This window comes from Aeromicrobium sp. Sec7.5 (genome assembly GCF_036867135.1).
Classification (GTDB): domain Bacteria; phylum Actinomycetota; class Actinomycetes; order Propionibacteriales; family Nocardioidaceae; genus Aeromicrobium.
This window is the reverse complement of sequence record NZ_JBAJIJ010000001.1, coordinates 2,450,425-2,468,281: the sequence shown is the minus strand read 5'-3', so window position 1 is coordinate 2,468,281 and position 17,857 is coordinate 2,450,425. Positions and strand designations below refer to the sequence as shown.

General features: G+C 71.6%; 12 protein-coding genes. 6 read left to right on the top strand and 6 right to left on the bottom strand.

Annotated features, from left to right (window positions below; genetic code table 11):
• The 3 genes from V6S66_RS12340 (at position 1) to V6S66_RS12330 (ending at position 5,127) form a co-directional block, all read left to right on the top strand.
• Positions 1-2,193 (top strand): hypothetical protein, encoded by a 2,193-nt coding sequence (locus V6S66_RS12340; protein ID WP_334207040.1) that lies wholly within the window; start codon positions 1-3, stop codon positions 2,191-2,193.
• A gap of 67 nt (positions 2,194-2,260) precedes the next feature.
• Positions 2,261-4,597, top strand: coding sequence for a hypothetical protein (locus tag V6S66_RS12335; RefSeq protein WP_334207039.1), 2,337 nt, complete (start codon positions 2,261-2,263; stop codon positions 4,595-4,597).
• Entirely contained in the window at positions 4,594-5,127 is a 534-nt protein-coding gene (locus V6S66_RS12330) for a GtrA family protein (RefSeq protein WP_334207038.1), read from the top strand. Before V6S66_RS12335 ends, V6S66_RS12330 begins: the two co-directional genes overlap by 4 nt.
• Before the next feature lie 99 nt (positions 5,128-5,226).
• Here the strand turns inward: V6S66_RS12330 and V6S66_RS12325 are convergent, their stop codons facing one another.
• Positions 5,227-6,006: a methyltransferase domain-containing protein gene (locus V6S66_RS12325; RefSeq protein WP_334207037.1), complete on the bottom strand. Its 780-nt coding sequence runs from the start codon at positions 6,004-6,006 to the stop codon at positions 5,227-5,229.
• A 125-nt stretch (positions 6,007-6,131) separates the two neighbouring features.
• Here V6S66_RS12325 and V6S66_RS12320 point away from each other — a divergent pair, with 125 nt between their 5' ends.
• Genes V6S66_RS12320 through V6S66_RS12310 form a run of 3 tightly spaced genes read left to right on the top strand, consistent with a single transcriptional unit; the run spans position 6,132 to position 10,959 of the window.
• Complete coding sequence (locus tag V6S66_RS12320; RefSeq protein ID WP_334207036.1) at positions 6,132-7,814, top strand: glycosyltransferase; 1,683 nt, start codon at positions 6,132-6,134, stop codon at positions 7,812-7,814.
• The gene (locus V6S66_RS12315) at positions 7,808-8,737 is read left to right on the top strand and encodes a glycosyltransferase (protein ID WP_334207035.1); all 930 of its coding nucleotides are present in this window, start codon (positions 7,808-7,810) and stop codon (positions 8,735-8,737) included. Before V6S66_RS12320 ends, V6S66_RS12315 begins: the two co-directional genes overlap by 7 nt.
• A 26-nt stretch (positions 8,738-8,763) precedes the next feature.
• Complete coding sequence (locus tag V6S66_RS12310) at positions 8,764-10,959, top strand: hypothetical protein (RefSeq protein ID WP_334207034.1); 2,196 nt, start codon at positions 8,764-8,766, stop codon at positions 10,957-10,959.
• A 15-nt stretch (positions 10,960-10,974) separates the two neighbouring features.
• On the opposite strand, the gene V6S66_RS12305 is transcribed toward V6S66_RS12310, so the two are convergent.
• From V6S66_RS12305 to V6S66_RS12285, 5 genes are all read right to left on the bottom strand, one after another.
• Positions 10,975-11,916: an NAD-dependent epimerase/dehydratase family protein gene (locus V6S66_RS12305; protein WP_334207033.1), complete on the bottom strand. Its 942-nt coding sequence runs from the start codon at positions 11,914-11,916 to the stop codon at positions 10,975-10,977.
• Positions 11,913-12,941, bottom strand: coding sequence for a glycosyltransferase (locus tag V6S66_RS12300; protein WP_334207032.1), 1,029 nt, complete (start codon positions 12,939-12,941; stop codon positions 11,913-11,915). Before V6S66_RS12300 ends, V6S66_RS12305 begins: the two co-directional genes overlap by 4 nt.
• Positions 12,938-13,792: a glycosyltransferase family A protein gene (locus V6S66_RS12295; RefSeq protein WP_334207031.1), complete on the bottom strand. Its 855-nt coding sequence runs from the start codon at positions 13,790-13,792 to the stop codon at positions 12,938-12,940. The genes V6S66_RS12300 and V6S66_RS12295 overlap by 4 nt, the downstream gene beginning before the upstream one ends.
• A 77-nt stretch (positions 13,793-13,869) precedes the next feature.
• The gene (locus tag V6S66_RS12290; RefSeq protein ID WP_334207030.1) at positions 13,870-15,687 is read right to left on the bottom strand and encodes a hypothetical protein; all 1,818 of its coding nucleotides are present in this window, start codon (positions 15,685-15,687) and stop codon (positions 13,870-13,872) included.
• Positions 15,688-15,724: 37 nt separating this feature from the next.
• Entirely contained in the window at positions 15,725-17,824 is a 2,100-nt protein-coding gene (locus V6S66_RS12285; RefSeq protein ID WP_334207029.1) for an acyltransferase family protein, read from the bottom strand.
• Positions 17,825-17,857: the final 33 nt, after the last annotated feature.

The following is a 17,857-nucleotide window of genomic DNA, read 5'->3' as shown; positions in this document are numbered from 1 at the left end:
GTGCGCGAAGCGGAGACGGAACCCGGGTCGGGTCCCCGCTCCCGTCGCGCCAGCCTCCTGTGGTGCCTCACGGCGTGCGTCCTGGCCGCGGGCACGGGGCTGGCCCGTGTCCTCGGTGACGCACGCTACTTCTTCGCCGACGACACCCAGGCCGGAGCCACGGGCGTCTGGTACGCCCAGGGACAGCGGCTGCTCGACGGGGACGTGACCCTGCTCGACCCGGGATCCTGGCAGGGCGGCAACTACCTCGCCGAGGGTCAGTGGGGGCTGTTCAGCCCGATCATGTGGGTCGTCTCCCTCGGCAGCACCGTCACCGACGACCTCGTGCTCCTCGCGATCGCGGCCAAGGTCCCGTTCCTGGCCGTCATGGCTGGCGGGGTCTTCCTGCTCGCGCGGTCGTTCGGGGCCTCGCCGGCCTGGGCCGCGGTCGTCGGCTTCACCGTCACGACGGCGGGCCAGACGACCTATGTCGACGCCACCTCGTGGATCACGGGACTGCACGGCGCCGCGCTCCTGCCCTGGGTCTGGTGGGGCCTGCGTCGACACCTGGTGCACGGCAGGGGACCCGGCGCGTACTTCCTCAGCGCGGGCCTGATGATCACGCTGGGCTACCTGGCCCCGGTGCTGATGCTCGTGCTGCTGTTCGCGGTCCTGCTCGCGGAGTCGGTCCTGCGGCGCGACCCACGCGGACGCACCGTCCGCGTGCTGCTGCTCGGCGTCTACAGCGGCCTGCTCTCGCTGCTGGTGTTCCTCCCGGCCCTGCTCTCGGCGGCGGTGACCAGCCGGGAGCGCGGGATCCTCAACACGATGCTGCTGACGACCGATCTCGGTGACGTCGCCGTCGGGTCGCTGGCCACGGCGCTCCCGACCGTCACGTGGTTCAACGGGATCCTGGCGCCCTCGCCCGTCGCCTACCTCGGCTGGTTCCTCCCGCTGCTCGTGGTCCTGCTCGTGAGGTCGTGGCGCTCGGTCCCGGTCACCGTCGCCGTCATGACCGCCGGCTCCCTGTTCCTGCTGCTGGCGCCCAGCGACCTCGGTCCGCTCCGGTTCCCGTTGCGCATGCAGCCGTACGTCGTGCTGGGCCTTGGGCTGATGTTCGCCGTGCTGGCGACCAAGGCTGCCGCGGAGCGGAGCTGGACGGTCGCGGAACGACGCCTGGTGCGGGTGCTGCTCGGCCTCGTCGTCGTGCTGGCGGTCTCCGCGGTCCCGGCCAACGCCGACTGGGTCCTCCTGGGTGCGGCGGTGCAGGCGTTCGTGCAGGAGCTTGTGATGCGGTCGTGGTCGGCCGACCGCCCCGTCGCGAGCCGGCCGCTGCGCGTCCCCGCCGCGGCGATGGCGGTGGGCGTCGTGCTCAGCGCGATGACGATGGTGCAGGCGCCGACGTCGCCGATGCCTGACCACGGACTCCCGGGGTCGATCGACGACTACGACGATCTCGCGGCGGGCGGGGAGCACGGCATCCTGACGGTGGGGGACTGGCACGCCCTCACCGACTCCGACGGCTTCGACGAGGCGGTCTTCGCGAACGCCTGGTACCTGACCGGCTGGGACTCGTCGAGCGTCTACACGGTGCTGCGCTTCCCGGCGCTGGCCGACCAGTTCTGCGCGGGCTTTCGCGGTGAGACGTGCGCCGACGCCTACGACGCCGTGCTCGTGCCCGGTGACGAGGGCCGACCGCTCGCCGACGAGCTGCTCGTCAACACGATCGTCGTCGTGCGCGACGGCATCACGACCCGCCCCGTGCCGCCGGCGGGCTGGTCGCTCGAGACCGGTGACGCCACGTGGATCGTGCGTCGTGACGTCCCGGTGGAACGCGCCGGTGGGGTCCTGCGCGCCGAGGGGGCCGAGGTGTCGGTCGTGCGGCAGACCGGCAGCGAGGTCGTGCTGCAGGTCGACGACGTCGACGCCGCAGGCGGACGGGTGGTCCTGTCGAGGCTCGACTGGCCCGGGTACCGCGTCTCCGGGCCCGCGGCCCTCGCCACTCCCGAGCGCGACTTCCTGCTGACCGTCGACCTCGAGGCGGGGTCGACCGGTCGTGAGGTCGTCGTGTCGTTCCGTCCGCCGGGGTGGGCCGTCGAGGTCGGTGCGGGGATCGCCGCGGTGGTCCTGGCCCTCGCCTGGACCGTGGGTGCGGCGGTGGTCCCGCGGCTGCGCCGGGCTCGCGACGAGCCGGTTGCAGTCGACGCGGCCTGAGCCGGTCGAGCGCCCGGTCGTCAAGGTCTGGCAGACACCGGCCCAGGTCTGCCGCATACTGACTCCCATGCGTCGCAGCAACCCCTCCCGTCACAGGCGTGCCGTCGCGCACCGTTCCGCGCGGATGTTCCTCGCGGGAGTCATGGTGCTCAGCGGGCTGGTCGCCGCGGTGAGCCTGGTGCGCACCCCCGAGGCCGACGCGATCGACAACTCCCAGTTCCGGCCCGGCCAGATCATCAGCGACGCGGTGTTCTTCAACCCGACGACGATGAGCGTCGCGCAGATCCAGGCCTTCCTCGACACCAAGGGAGCACGCTGCACCGGCGCGTGGTGCCTCAAGAACATCAACTTCACCTCGGTCGGCAAGGCCGCGGACCAGTACTGCGCCGGGTACCCGGCGCCGGGGGCCGAGCGGGCCGCCGCGATCATCTACAAAGTCGCCCAGTCCTGCGGCATCAACCCGCAGGTCATCCTCGTGATGCTCCAGAAGGAGCAGGGACTCGTGACGTCGTCGACGCCGCCCACCGACGCCCGGTACCGCGCCGCGATGGGCATGGGATGTCCGGACACCTCGGCCTGCGACGCGCAGTACTACGGCTTCGCCAACCAGGTCTACGCCGGCATCCGTCAGATGCGCGTCTACGAGCGCAGCGGTCGCTACACCTGGTACCGCCCGGGCAGCACCGTGACGGTGCGCTACCACCCGAACGCGGCGTGCGGCGGCGCTCCGGTCTACATCGAGAACCAGGCCACTGCGAACCTGTACTACTACACGCCGTACCAGCCCAACGCCGCGTCCCTGGCCGCCGGCGCGGGGACCGGCGACGCCTGCTCGTCGTACGGCAACCGCAACTTCCACCGGTACTTCACGGAGTGGTTCGGCACGGCGCAGGCCACCGGCGACCTGGTCAAGACCGCGAGCTCTCCGGACATCTACCTCACCGACGCGGGCCGCCGGTACCGGCTCAGCGGCTACGACTCCTACGTCGACCTGCTGCCCGCGTTCGGCACGGTCAGCACGATCAGTGCCGCCGACTTCGGGGCCCTGGTCGACGCCGGGGTCGTGGGCAACTCCGTGCGCAACTCCTCGACGGGCTACATCGCCTACGTCGAGCGCGGCGTCGCGCACCCGTACCCGAGCTGCGCGGTCGTCACCCTGTGGGTGGGCCGGTGCGACGGCGCCACGAACCTGTCGTCCTCGACGATGCTGCGCTTCCGCAGCGGGGAGGCCATGAGCGCCTTCGCCCACGTGGAGTCGCCCGAGGCGTTCGTCCAGCTGCTCTCGCCCACCTCGGCCCGGCCCTACGTCGACGCCGTCGCGGCGAGGTCGAAGGGCATGCCGGCCTGGGTCGCCACGATGGATCCGACGACCTACGCGACCCGCACGCCCCAGCCGGTCGCGTCGGCGACCCTGGTGCACACCACGACGTCGCCCGACGTCTACCTCGCCGACCAGGGTCGACGGTGGAAGCTCTCGTCCGGCCTGGCGTACAAGCAGCTGGCGTCGATCTTCGGCCCGTCCGTCGTGACCCCCGCGGCGTACGTCGACGGGCTGGCCCAGCAGGGGACCACGGGCTCCACGCTGCGCAACGCCAGCACCGGCTACATCGCGGCGGCCGGTGGCGGCCAGTGGCACCCGTACCCGGACTGCGCCACCGTGGCGGCCTGGGTCGGGTCATGCTCCGGCGCCACCACGGTCTCGGCCGACACGATGTCCGCGGGCTCGCCGGGAGCCCCCATGAGCCGCTGGTTCGCGGTCGAGTCCTCACCCACTCGGGCCCAGCTCGTCGGACCGGGCGTGGCGCAGATGTACGCGAGCTGGTCGGCCGTCGTCGCCGCCGGTATCCCCTCCTGGGTCGCCGAGATGGACGCCGCCACGTACGCCGGCCTGGTCAAGCGACCCGCCGTCGCCCCGCTGGTGCGGTCGCAGAGCTCGCCCACCGTGTTCCTGCGCGACGGGTCGGCACGCTGGAAGCTCGCCGACTACGGCGAGTACGTGCGGCTCAGCAGCGTGTTCGGGCCTGCCGTGGTGGTGCCGGACGCGACCGTCGCGGCGCTCGCCGAGAAGGGCACGACCGGCTCGGTCCTGCGCGGCACCGGAGCCGGCTTCATCGCCCGCATCGAGGGCGGCGCGGTGCACCCGTTCCCGGACTGCGCCACGGTCACCGTGTGGGTCGGGTCGTGCCTGGCGTCGACGCCGGTGAGCGACGAGCTCCTCGCGGCGGCACCGCGAGGACCTGCGATGACCGCCTGGTTCCGCTCCAGCGCCGGTTCGCCCTGGGGACTGCTGAGGACGTTCACGACGGGAACGACCTACCCGACGCAGCCCGAGGCGACCGCTGCGGGCATGCCGGCCTGGGTCGGCGAGCTCGACCAGGCACGCGTGGCCACGCTGGTACCGTGACGAAGCGCTCCCACGGGTCGGGGGCCGCCCACCACCATCGCGAGGAGCCGGACATCACCGAGAACGGCGCCGGCCCGGACGAGGTCATCGCGGGGATGAGGGGCCCCGACGGGCCGCTCCTGCGGCTCGTCAGCGACCGACGCATCGCGTTCATCCTGGTCGGCCTCGTGAACACCGGCGTGGGCTACGCCTGGTTCATCCTGTTCCTGTGGCTCGGCGAGGGGCGCTGGGGCTACCTCATCAGCGTGCTGATGACGCACGTCCTGAGCGTCCTGTGCGCCTTCGTGCTCTACCGGCGCCTGGTCTTCCGGGTCCGGGGGCAGGTGCTGCTGGACCTCGCGCGGTTCGAGTCGGTCTACCTGGGCGCACTCGCGGTCAACCTCGTGCTGCTGCCGGTGTTCGTCGAGGTGTTCGGCATGCCACCGCTCCTGGGGCAGCTCTTCGTCGTCATGGTGACGACGCTGATCTCCTACACCGGGCACAGCTCGTTCTCGTTCCGGCGCACGAAGGCCCCGGCCGACGACGCCTGACGCGCCGCGCCCCATCGATCAGGTGATCGCGGTGCGCTCGGTCGATCAGGTGATCGCGGTGCGCTCGGTCGATCAGTTGATCGCGGTGCGCTCGGTCGATCAGTTGATCGCGGTGCGCTCGTGACGCTCGAAGGATCCGCCGGTGACCTTCTGCTGCAGCCGGAAGAGCGGCAGCCAGTAGAAGCGGATGACGTCCTGGTAGCGGTCGTGCGGCAGCACGCGCTTGAGGGCGATGAGCGGGAGGCGAGCGATCTTGTGCGTCAGCGGCATGATCTCGCGCAGCGCGGCCACGTCGGCCTCGCGCGGGAACACCGCGGTGGGCTTGTCGGCGGCGTCACCACGTCGGACGCCCGCGAAGTAGAGGTCCATCGACGTCGGCAGGTACCAGAACTTCCAGGAGCTGAACCACTCGTCGAGCGGGAGGCCCGCCTCGAGGAAGTCCGACTCGCGCAGGTTGCGGTAGTAGTCGAGGCCCTCGTGCTGCGTGCCCGGGCTCAGCGTGCGGTCCGAGCGGGTCGTGCCGTGCTCGGGGCGACCCCAGGAGGCGCACGTGAAGGCGACGAGCCCACCGGGGCGGACGAGCGTCGCCATGTTGGTGAACGACTCCTGCCAGTGCTGGTCGTGCTCGAAGCACTCGCCCGAGATCGCCAGGTCGAAGCTGCCGGGCTCGGCCTCGAACTCGTGGCCGTAGGTGACGACGTCGACGTTGGGGCCCTCGACCAGGTCGACACCGGTGTACGAGCGGTGGCCGGCGAAGATCTCACGGATGTTGCCGTTGACGTCGTAGGAGCCGATCTCGAGGATCGCCGCGCCGTCGACGACGCTCGTGTTCGCAGCGGCGACGGCACGGAAAAAGCCCAGCTGTTCGGGGTGACTCATGCGCGCCACCTTAGCAGTCGAGGCGCCTGCTCCCTGCGGGTCGCCGGGGTTCCTCAAGGGTGTCGGACCGACTGTTAGGCTCCTCCGCGAGCCCTCGACCTCGACATCACAAGGCACCCGACACCATGTTCAGCACCTATCTGGGACAGCCTTGCGCGTTCACGGTGATCGAGGACGACCAGGCGCTCGGCGACCTGAGTGAACGAGAGCGTCGGATCCTCGTCGGGGCCGTCAACGTGCACGTCCTCACGACCCCGGGGCTCGACCTCACGGTGCACGTCTACGCGCCGTTCAGCGACTACACGCCACGCACCACTGACGACCGCACGTTCGACGGCCGGTCCCGGCTGTACCGACGTCGCCGCGCCACGATCCGGGTCCGGTCGGCGGTCAGCGCCACCCCGGCCGAGGTGGTCGACGCGCGTCAGGACGTCCTGCTGGCCTCGACCACGCGGCACGTCATGATCTCCTCCGACGAGACCGCGGCCGCCCGCCCGGAGTTCTTCGCGCCCGGTGACCTGCGGGGGCGCGTGCTCAAGCGCCTGAGGGTGGCCGCCCCGCTGGTGTACGACGAGATCCGCGACGCCGAGCTGGTGCGGCACATGCGACCCATCCGCACCCGGGTCAAGCGCATGGGCGACGACACCCTGTTCGCTCCCGGCACGGCCTTTGCCGGTGCGCGGATGCACCCCGCCGGCGCGGCGCCGCAGGACGCCCCCCGCGCCGTCCTGATCGGCATGCACTGGTTCGAGATGGGGGGCGCCGAGCGCTGGGCGTTCGAGACCGTGCGCCTGGTGCGGGAGGCGGGCCTGCAGCCGATCGTGCTGACGTCGCGTGACTCCCACCACGAGCTCATCACCCGCCCGGAGCTCGACGGCGCCCTGCTGCTGCCACTCTCGGAGGCCACCTACCTCAGCCAGACGCCCGGCAGCGAGCAGCTCCTGCGGGCGCTGCTCGAGAACGTCGACCTGCGTGGCGTCGTGGTCCACCACAGCCAGTGGCTCTACGACCGGCTGCCGTTCCTGAAGCGCAGTCGTCCCGGTCTCCCGGTCGTCGACACGACCCACATCCTGGAGTTCCGGGGAGGCGGCTACCCCGCCTCGTCCGCCAAGGCCACCGACTACATCGACCTCCACCACGTCATCTCACCGGCCCTGGAGCGCTGGATGACCGGCGTGCAGGAGATCCCGGCGGAGCGGGTCGTCATGGCACCGCTCGGTGGCCTCACCGTCGACCACGAGGCGGAGGCGGTCTTCGGGGAGCGCTCGCCCGACCGCCCGTTCACGGTGGCCTTCGTCGGACGCCTCGCCCGCCAGAAGGCGCCCGAGGTCTTCGTGGAGACGGCGGCCCGCATCCACCGGACCCGACCCGACGTGCGGTTCATCATGCACGGGCACGGTGAGCTCAACCAGTGGGTCACCGACCTGGTGAGCGCCGCGGGGCTCGAGGACGTCCTGGAGCGCCGCGACGAGTCCGTGCCCGTCTCGCGCACGCTCGACGACGCCGACCTGCTCGCGATCACCTCGCACAACGAGGGTCTGACGTTGACCACGTTGGAGGCGATCGCCCACGGCACCCCGGTCGTCTCGACCGACGTCGGTGCGCAGGCGAACCTCGTGCCGGCCGAGGCGTTGGCCTCGCGCAACGCGCACCGCGCGGTGCGCCAGATCGCCGAGATCGCCCTGCGGTACGTCGACGACGAGGGGGCGCGACGACGTCTGTGGGAGAGTGAGCGGGCCGCGGAGCGGGCCCTGCTCGCGCTCCCGTCCGCGGGTGACTGGTTCGAGGAGTTGGTGTCGTCGTGGTGAAGGTTGCGGCCGTCGTGGTGACGTTCAACCGCCTGGAGAAGCTCAAGACCGTCATCGCGCGGCTCGAGGCCCAGTCGTTGGCTCCGGCGTGGATCGTCGTGGTCGACAACGCCTCGACCGACGGCACCGGAGCCTGGCTGTCCGGGCTGGAGACGACCGTGCCGCTGCACGTCGTCTCGATGACCGAGAACGCCGGCGGCGCCGGTGGGTTCGCGCGCGGCATGTCCGAGGGCTACGAGCTGGGCGCCGACCACGTCTGGATCATGGACGACGACTGCTACGCCGAGCCCGACGCGCTGCATCACCTGGTCGACGGCCTCGACGCCGCGGTGCGCGAGCTGGGGCCCGAGGTGCCGTTCTCCTGCTCGGTCGTGACCTACACCGACGGGTCGATCTGCGAGATGAACAACCCGGTCACGACCTGGGACTGGGGACGCCTGCTCGTTCGGGACCAGCGCAACGTCATGGTCACGGCGTGCTCGTTCGTGTCCGTCCTCGTCCCGCGGTGGGTCATCGCCGAGCACGGGCTCCCGTACGCCGAGTACTTCATCTGGTTCGACGACCGTGAGTACACGCTGCGCCTGACCGACCGGTGCCCGGGCGTCCAGGTCCTCGACAGCGTCGTGGTGCACGACATGGGCGACAACCGGGGCGTCAACTTCTCGATGGTCGACTCGGCGAACGCGTGGAAGTTCGCGCACGGCATCCGCAACGAGTCCTCGTGGCTCCTGCACCACCAGAGCGTCGTCCGCTGGGTCGAGTTCGGCCTGCGGATCGCGGTCAACTTCCGCCGGGGCAAGGTCCCGTGGCGGCTGCGGCTGCGGATGTTCCGCCAGTACCTGCGCGGCGTGTCGTTCAACCCGCCGATCCGGTACCCCGAACCGACCAGGGCCGAGCTGAAGCCCCGCCACGTCCCTTGGTGAGCGCACCGGCGGACGTACCCTTGCGTGTGACCTCGACCAGCGATGCGGACGTCGACGGCGACGACACCGCAGCCCCGCCGTCGCCTCGGTGGCACAGCCTCGCGTGGTGGTTCGCCTCGGCGCTGACCGTCATGGTGGTGGCGCTCGAGCGCATCGCCGAGACCCGGCACTACTTCTTCTGGGACGACAGCCAGCTCGGCTCGTTCGGCGCCTGGTACGAGCTGGGCCGGCAGATCCGGTCGGGCGAGTGGACGATCCTCGACCCGGGGTCCTGGCAGGGCGGCAACTACCTCGCGGAGCAGCAGTGGGGCATGTGGAGTCCGCTCTCGTGGCTGGTGGGCGTCTCGAGTCACGTGCTCGACAACCCGGCGGTGTTCACGACGCTGGTCAAGATCGTGTTCCTCCTGCTGCTGCAGACGGCAGCGTTCGGGCTCGCGCGGTCGTACGGAGCCTCGGCCCCCTGGTCGGCGCTGGCGGGTGCGAGCGCTGCGGTCGGCGGGCAGACCCTCTACATGGACGCCCCGTCCTGGGTCACCGGCCTGCAGAGCGTCGGCCTGTTCGTCCTGACCTGGTGGATGCTGCGGCGCCACCTCGACCACGGTCGCAACCCGTGGGCCTACTTCGTGACCGCCTACCTGCTGATCGCCTCGGGCTACGTGTTCGCCGTGATCGCCCTGATCTTCCTGTTCGTCGCGCTGCTGGTCGAGGCCGCGTGGACCGCCCGCGACCGCGCGCGGGTCGTCCGTGTCCTCGGGCTCGGCGCCTACAGCGGCCTGCTGACGATCTTCGTCTACCTGCCGGGCGTCCTCACCGCGCCGGTCACGGTGCGTGCAGGCTCGGGCATCGCCAACGACCAGTTCCTGGGCATGGACCTGGGGGACCTCGCGACCGGTGCGAGCGCCACCGGCCTGTCCAGCGTCGCCGGCTACTGGGGCCCCATCGCGCCCGTGCCGATCCAGTACCTGGGCTGGTTCCTGCCGCTCCTGCTCGTCCTGGTCCCGGCCGTCCGGCGGGAGTGGCGACACCTCGTCGTCCCCGGGGTGGTGGGCCTGCTGACGCTGGCGATGGTCCTCGGGCCCAGCGTCGTCGGACCGCTCCGCTACCCGGCTCGGATGCTGCCGTACCTCGTCGTGTGCCTGGCCGTGGCGTTCGCCGTCCTGGCCACCCGTGGTTGGCCGCGGCACGCGACCCGCAGGAACGTCCTCGTCGTCGTGGGCGCCACGTCGCTGTCGCTGTGGCTGGCGTGGTCGGCCCAGCCCGACAACATGCGGTGGCTGGCGATCGGCGGCGCGCTGCAGATCGTCGCGGTCGTGGCGGTGCTCAAGGTCGGTTCACGGGTCTCCCGCGAGCGTGCCGTGCCGTGGGCCGTGGCCATCTCCCTGGTCGCCACCACGATCCTGTTGGGGGCCCAGGTGCAGCTCGCGCGCACCGCTCCGCTCGGCGACTTCAAGCCGCCCCGTTCGGTCGAGGAGATCCAGTCGGTCACCGACGACGTCGACACCGGGGTGTTCGCCGTCGGCGACCTGTACACGCTGCAGGCCGACCCCGGTCCCTGGAGCGAGGTGCTGCTGGCCAACATGTGGCACGTCACCGACGTCGACTCGCCGAACGTGTACACCGTGCTGCCCCTGCGCACGCTGGTCGACCGCCTCTGCATCGACCTGCGGGGCGTCACGTGTCCCGATGCCTACTTCGAGCTGTTCACCCCCCAGGTGGGTGGCACCACGATGGCCGACGACATGCACCTGAACACCGTCATCGTGCTGCGCGACGACCTCGACCCGCCCGAGGTGGCCCCGGACGGGTGGACGCTCGACGACTCGGGCACCTACACCTGGACCGTGCGGCGCGACGACCCCGTCGCCCCGGCCGGTGGCGTGACCCGCACCGACGGTGTCGAGGTGTCGGACGTCGACGTGCGTGACACGGAGGTCACGTTCACGGTCGACGAGGTCGAGGGCGACGCCGGCGAGGTCGTGCTCAGCCGCATCGACTGGCCCGGCTACGGGGTCGACGGTGCGCGGGAGGTCGACGCGACCCAGGGCTACCTGCTGACCGTCGAGGTCTCGGCCGACCAGGTCGGCGACGAGGTCACCGTGACCTTCCGTCCGCCGGGCTGGCCCGTCGAGCTGGCGAGCGTCGTGCTGGCCGCGGTGCTGGGGCTGGTGTGGTCCGTCACGCACCGTGTGCGCCGGCGCGAGCCGGCCTCGCAGGCCGACTGACCTCGCGCGCGGTCGTCAGCCGAACGGCGCGCCGTGCGCCATGAGCTCGCCCATCTGGGCCCGGTGCAGGGCGTCGAGGCCCTCCGGCAGGGTCGTGCGGGCGAGCGCGTCGAGCTCGACCCACACCTCCGAGCGGACCCGGAGATCGCGGGACTGCCCGGCGGTGTGGGTGATGGGCCCCTGGCCCGACACGATCGGTGCGCGCAGGCGATGGATGCGTCCGGCCTCGCCGAGGATGGCCCCGATCGACCACGGCGTCATGGACCCCAGGATCTTGACGACAGTGGTGCCCGCGGGCTCGCGCTCGAGGCGCTCCAGCCCGGCGACGACCATGGCGCCGCAGTCGTCGGCGTAGAGGTAGTCGCGCAGGGTGTCGAGGGACACGTAGATCGTGGCGGGTCGCCGCAGCACGTGGCTGGCGACGATGACCGAGATGAGGCCCTGCCCCTTGGAGAGGTCCTGCGCCGGTCCGTACAGGTTGGTGATGCGTCCGATGAAGGAGCGCAGGCCCGTCTGTCGCGACGTCGTCGTGACGATCTCCTCCATCGCGAACTTGGCCTCGCCGTAGGCCGAGACGGGCCGGGGCTCCGTGGACTCGGTGAAGGGAGCGGCCCCGCTGCCCGCGTAGACGCCGCCGACCGACGAGGCGAGGAAGAGCCGGCCCTGCGTGGCGTCGAGCTCGTGGTCGGCGAGCGCAGCCATGAAGCGACGGAACACCGCGACCTCGGCCTCGAGCTGGTCGCGGGGCGAGGAGGTGACACCCCGGCCGGCGCACCAGGAGATCTCCCACGGCCCGCCGTCCGCGGCCTCGGCCAGGAGGTCGAGGCCCGCGGCGAGGTCGGCGACCGCCTCGTCCGCGTCGATCCAGCGCACCGGCACGGCCATCGGCGGGTGCGCGGCGGCGTCGTGGACCGCACGGCCCAGGAGGCCGTGGCCGATGACCCACCGAGCGGTCATGGGGTGGTGGAGTCGCCGGTCCCGGGCAGCCGGCGCCCGAGCGGCCCGCTCTCCGGGTCGCGCACGATGAGGTACGACGGCTTGCCGAGGGCCGCGTTGACGGCCACCCCGAGGTACTCGGCCACGATGCCGAGCGCCATGAGGATCGCGCCGGTGCCCAGCGAGAGCAGCACCATGATCGACGTCCAGCCCTCGGCGTCGACGTCGCCGGTGAGCCGGCTGACGACGACGTAGATCGCGAAGAGCAGGCCCGTGAGTGCGAACAGAGCACCGACCACCGTGACCAGACGGAGGCCCCGGGTGCCGGACGTGAGCACCATGCGCAGGAAGTGCGCCATCAGGCTGCGGTAGGAGTAGCCGCTGCCACGGCCGCCCTCGTCGCGCAGCACCACCGGGGACGTGACGGCCGGACGGGCGATCCAGCCCAGCGCGACGTCGAGGTAGACGCCGTTGCCCGAGTAGGCCGCGACGCTGCGGGCGACGTCACCGATCACGAGGCGGAAGCTGTTGAAGGCGGAGGCGTTGCCACCACCGAAGATCGACTCGAGGATGCGCTTGGCCGACTTCGAGGCGGTGTTGCGCACGAAGCCGTGGGGCGGCAGGTTGTCGGGCCGGGCGTAGACGACCTGGGCGCGCTCGCGCAGCGCGGTGTCGAGGAGGCTGCCGATGAAGGCCGGATCGTGCTGGCCGTCCTCATCCATCGTGACGACCCAGTCCCCGCCGGACGACGCGATGCCGGCCAGCGTCGCCGCGTGCTGCCCGAAGTTGCGGCTGAGCCAGACCGGCTTGACGTACGGGAGGCGCACGCTGATCTCGCGGATGACGCGGTCGGACTGGTCGGGTCCGTTGTCGTGGCTCAGGATCACCTCGGTCACCACGGCGCGGTGACCGTCGGCCGTGGTGAACTCGGTCGTGAAGGGATCGATCTCGTCGAGCAGCCCCGGCAGGGTCTGCTCGCCCTTGTAGACCGGGATCACGATCGACACCCGGTGGACGTCGGGCGTCGCTCCGACGGGGACGGTCATCGCATCCTCCTCTGCAGCACGGCGTACGCGAGGCGTCGGGCCCGGGCCGCCAGGGAGGCGCGGAGGTTGCCGATGCGGACGTCGGAGGCCGACACCGTCTCGGGGTGGTGCTCGTGCATCCAGCGGTGGAAGCCGTGCGCCTGGCTCGACTGGTCCTTGACCAGGGCGACGCTCCACTGCTCGTTGCTCATGCGGAACGTGGCGCCGACCTCGTCGTCGGGGACGAAGTCACCGAGCAGCAGCACGCGGGCGTACGACGCCTGGTCGATGAGGTACGGGAAGTCGGGGAACCAGCCGCCGGCCTGCTCGAGCGCGTCGCGGCGCATCGTGACCGAGGCGGGCTCGCCGAAGGGGTTGATGCCCGCCCGCACGCACTGGCGGACGGCATCGCGACCGGGCATGGGGCGATCGAGCCCCTGCAGGCCGCGGCCGGCGATCAGCGTGCGACCGGACGCGTCGATGACGTCGCGTCGGCACGCCGTGAGGACCGCGCCGGGCCGGGACTCCAGCAGGGCGACCTGGCGGGCCAGGACGCCGGGACGGAGGATGTCGTCACCGCACACGAGCTTGACGTAGGTGCCGGTGGCCTCGTCGGTGACCCGGCCCCAGTTCGCCGGGGCCCCACCACCGGCGGGCGTGTCGAGGAGCGTGACCCGCGGGTCGTCGAGGTACGTCTCCACGACCGCGCGCGTGTCGTCGGCGGAGGTGTGGTCCGCGACGATCAGCTCCAGGTCGACGCCCTCCTGCTGGAGGATCGACTCGATCGTCTCGCCGATGTAACGACCGTTGTTGTACGCGGGGACGACGACCGAGAGCTGGGGCGCGTCGGAGGATTCTGCTGCTGCGTTCATGGGTTCCGATGGGTCGGGGAACGGGTCGAGGGCGCCGATCGAGGCTACCTCACGGGACGGTCGCTGCGGCCGTGACCTCAGGGGTCCAGCCGGTAGAGACCGATCACCCCAGCATCCCACGACGCCGTGTCGACCAGCTCGAGCTCAGGATCGTCCTGCCAGGCGTACTGGCAGTTCATGTCGACCACGATCCAGCGGGTGTCGCTGGCGCGCATCGCGGCGGCATCGATCTCACTGTCGTTGCGCGCGTCGAGCACGTCGTCGATGCTCTCCTTGTCGTCGGGCCAGGCCATGCCCAGGTGGTAGTTGGCGACCCGCGCGCCGCTGTTGATCTTCAGGGTCCGCAGGTCGACGCAGGGGTCGGCCGTGACGAGGCCCTCGGGATCGCGTTCCGACGCCTCGCGACCGATGTCGCCGATCGCCGTCTCGCGGGACAGGTGCGGGTCGTACGCCTCGAGCATGCGGGGGTCGTTCTGGTACTCCACGATGTCGGCGAAGGAGACGGCGATGACGGCCGCGCACACGACGGCCGCACCGATCGTGGCGGGTCGCTCGAACCGCGAGTACCTCCCCGAGGCCGGAGTGTCCCCGGTCGCGGGGGCGTCGCCGGTCGGGGTCGCCGCAGCCGTCCGTCCGCCCACGAGGCGACCGAGCACCAGGACGACCACGATGGCGGTCACGGCGTAGCAGTCGATCCAGAACCGGTAGGGCTCGGCGTCGGGCCCCCACAGGTCGTTGGTCGCCAGCAGGATCCAGCTGGCGAGCGCGCCGAGCAACGCCGCGGTGCTGACGTCGTCGCGACGGCGTCGGGAGATCGCCAGCAGCAGGAGCAGGGGGAGCAGGACCGGGAGGGATGCCAGGAGCGTGACCGGCATGGCCACGCTGAGGTCGTTGGTGGTCACGGTGCGGAACGAGAGGAACTCGTCGCCGGACGCGATGCCGTAGAAGAGCCAGCCGAGCGACGGACCGGAGAAGGCCAGCACGGCCAGGGTGAAGCCGAGCACCACGCCGGGCATGCGGCGCAGCGCCGCGACAGCGCCGGGCACGGCCGCGAGCAGGCCGAGGCCGAACATCGGGATCTGTCCGAGGGTGCCGTCGAGCCAGGGACCGGCCACGAGCACCGCGACGAGGATGACGGCGGTCGCGATCGCGGAGCGCCGCAGCCGGCCCGACACCAGGGCGTGGGAGCTGACGATGATCGTCAGGAAGTAGACCGCGACGATGAACGTGTAGGCGTGGAACGAGGCCAGGAGACCCACGGCGGCGCCGCACGCGATCGCGATCGCGAGGGCGCGTCCGCCGGCCACGCCAAGGTGGACGGCCAGCGCCGCGACGGACAGGACCATCGTGATGACCATGAGCGCCGCGGTGTCGGCGTTGTTGGAGAACAGCAGTCCGAACGGCCCCCACAGGACCGCGTGCGAGTTGAGGTCGGTGAGCCAGTCGCCGCCCGTGACCATCGACAGGGTGCCGATCGTGAAGGGCAGGGGCGCGAGGAGGCCGATCCACCAGCGCCGGGACAGCACGACGAGGGCCACGGCGAGGAGGGCCACGGCCAGGATCTGCAGTCCGACCGACACGAGGTTCCACGCCGTGATCGGGTGCACGCCCAGCGTCCGGGCGACGAGTCCGACGAAGGAGTAGTAGCCCCGCGGGTAGTAGCTGCTTCCGGTCTGCGTGACGGGTTCGGACGCCGAGAGGTCACCGTTCGCCACGTTGGTGACGATCGCCAGGTACCCGAGCTGGTCGTGCCCGTACGCCGCTCGGAGGCTGAGGAAGGGCCGAGATCCGCTGGTGAGGTCCCAGCGCACGTTGACCAGCGCGTAGACCGCGCACGAGACCAGGACCGACAGCGCGATCCACGGGGCTCGGGGACGGGTCGCGGGACGAGGCATCAGACGGACGTTACCAGACGGGACGAGCGCGCCGGGGTCATCGATCGCGCTCCAGGGCGGGGTCCAGACGCTCGGCGAGCACGGGGCGCAGCGTCGCGGCGAAGGACCGGGTCATGTGGTTGTCGTCGCTGTAGACGACGAGTCCACCGATGCGGGACAGGCACCGGTCGGGGGTGCAGAAGGCGTCGGTGAGGTCGACGACGGTGGTGTCGGTGGCGGCGGCCGCCTCGAGCATCGGGTCGGCGAACTCCGCCTCCGCACGGGGGAGGCTGCAGTCGGACGGCGAGTCCGCCGAGATCAGGCATTCCGACGCGTTGCCACCCGACTGCGGCGGCACGGCGTTCGTCTCGGGCGGGTCGGCCAGGACCACGACGCGCTTGCCGGCGTCGTCGAGGGCCCTGATGGTCGCCTCGACCCGCTCGGGCGTCAGGAGGTCCGGGCCGGCGTGCAGTCGGGTGCGGTTGGTCAGGACGACGGTGCCGATCGTGGGGTCGGCGGCGATCTCGTCGAGGACGTCGGACATGACGGTCGCGCAGTTGTCGGCCTGGGTGGGGTCGGTGCCCCAGATGCTGCCGATCGGGTCGGTCGTGGCCATGGAGCAGCCCGACACCGTGAACGTGCTCAGGGGCACGTCGAGGTCGCTCGTGACCTGTCCGAGGACCTCGACCCAGCGTGTGGCATGGGAGTCGCCCACGAGCGCGACGCCCGGGGCGTCGTCGCGGGCGTCCTCCGCGCCGAGCTCGCAGCGCCGGTAGCTCGCCGCGGCGCTCGAGGCCTCGCACGCCAGCACCGACGTCGGCGGGAGGTCGGTCGGGAACGCCGTCAGGTCGGTCGAGAGCGCGATCTCCTCGGGATCCCCGCAGCTCGCGTCGAACATCGCGGTGGCGCCCGTGCAGGGCTCGACATCGCCGGCGATGACGGGCGCCGCGGGGGGCGACCAGCGGACGAGGGGGAGCGCGAGGACCGCGATCGCGGCCGAGGCCACGGCCACCCCGACGAAGGTGCTCGCCGTCCCGTGCCAGACCGCGGTGCCCGGTCGGCGCAGGGGATCCTCGACCAGGGTCTTGGAGAGCCAGCCCAGGGCGAAGCTGGCCAGCAGGACCAGGATCTTCTCGGTGCGCGTGAGGTCGTGTCCCACGGCGTAGGGCAGGAGCACGACCAGGGGCCAGTGCCACAGGTACACGCCGTAGGAGACGTCGCCCATGAACTGCACGGGCCGCAGACGCATCGCCAGCGTCGGGGCGAGGACGCCGCGCGGCGCGCCGGCGGCGATCACGGCGACCGTGCCCAGGACCGGGAGCGCGGCCGTGTACCCGGGGAACGGGGTGGTCTCGTCGAACGTCACCATCGCGACGGCGATCGCGGCGACTCCGGCCCACGACAGCGCCACGGCCGCGGCGCCCCGAGGGGTGCGGGCCAGGCCCCGGCGCACGGCCCAGGCCAGGAGCCCGCCGGCGGCGAACTCCCAGGCGCGGGTCGTGGTGACGAAGTACGCGCTGCCCGGGTCGGACGCGGTCAGCAGGACGGAGTGGAGCAGGCTCGCCGCGAGCACCGTGACGAGCAGGACGCCGATCGCCGCGGCGGGGCTGCGCCGAAGCCGGATCGCGAGCACGACGGCGCCCGCGATCAGCACGGGCCAGACGAGGTAGAACTGCTCCTCGACGCCGAGGGACCAGAAGTGCTGCGTCGGCGACTTGACGTTGGCTCGGGCCATGTAGTCGACGGACTGCCGCGCCAGCTCCCAGTTCTGGACGTAGAACGTGGAGGTCCAGAGCTCGCGGCCGAACTGGTTCCAGCGGACCTCCGGGACGAAGGCCAGGATCGCCACACCGGTGCACGCGATCGTGAGGAACGAGGCGGGCAGCAGGCGCCGGGCCCGCCGCGCCCAGAAGCGCACGAGCCGGGGCGGCCCGGAACGGTCGACCTCGCGCAGGAGGTGGTCGGTGATCAGGTAGCCCGAGACCACGAAGAACACGTCGACGCCGACGTAGCCACCCGTGAGCCGGGTCGGCCACAGGTGGTAGAGCACGACGCCCAGCACGGCGGCGGCCCGGAGCGCCTGGATCTCGGGGCGGACCCGGTCGCCACCCTCCGGGGTCGCGCGGTGCCGCGCGGTCTCGGGCACGGCATGGGTCACGGACAACGAGGATACGGGGTGAGCCACGGCTTT

Bases quoted from the DNA above. Each gene is read 5' to 3' on its own strand.
- V6S66_RS12290 (WP_334207030.1), bottom strand. From the start codon at position 15,687: ATGCCTCGTCCCGCGACCCGTCCCCGAGCCCCGTGGATCGCGCTGTCG.
- V6S66_RS12300 (WP_334207032.1), bottom strand. From the start codon at position 12,941: ATGACCGTCCCCGTCGGAGCGACGCCCGACGTCCACCGGGTGTCGATC.
- V6S66_RS12320 (WP_334207036.1), top strand. From the start codon at position 6,132: ATGTTCAGCACCTATCTGGGACAGCCTTGCGCGTTCACGGTGATCGAG.
- V6S66_RS12325 (WP_334207037.1), bottom strand. From the start codon at position 6,006: ATGAGTCACCCCGAACAGCTGGGCTTTTTCCGTGCCGTCGCCGCTGCG.
- V6S66_RS12335 (WP_334207039.1), top strand. From the start codon at position 2,261: ATGCGTCGCAGCAACCCCTCCCGTCACAGGCGTGCCGTCGCGCACCGT.
- V6S66_RS12295 (WP_334207031.1), bottom strand. From the start codon at position 13,792: ATGAACGCAGCAGCAGAATCCTCCGACGCGCCCCAGCTCTCGGTCGTC.
- V6S66_RS12305 (WP_334207033.1), bottom strand. From the start codon at position 11,916: ATGACCGCTCGGTGGGTCATCGGCCACGGCCTCCTGGGCCGTGCGGTC.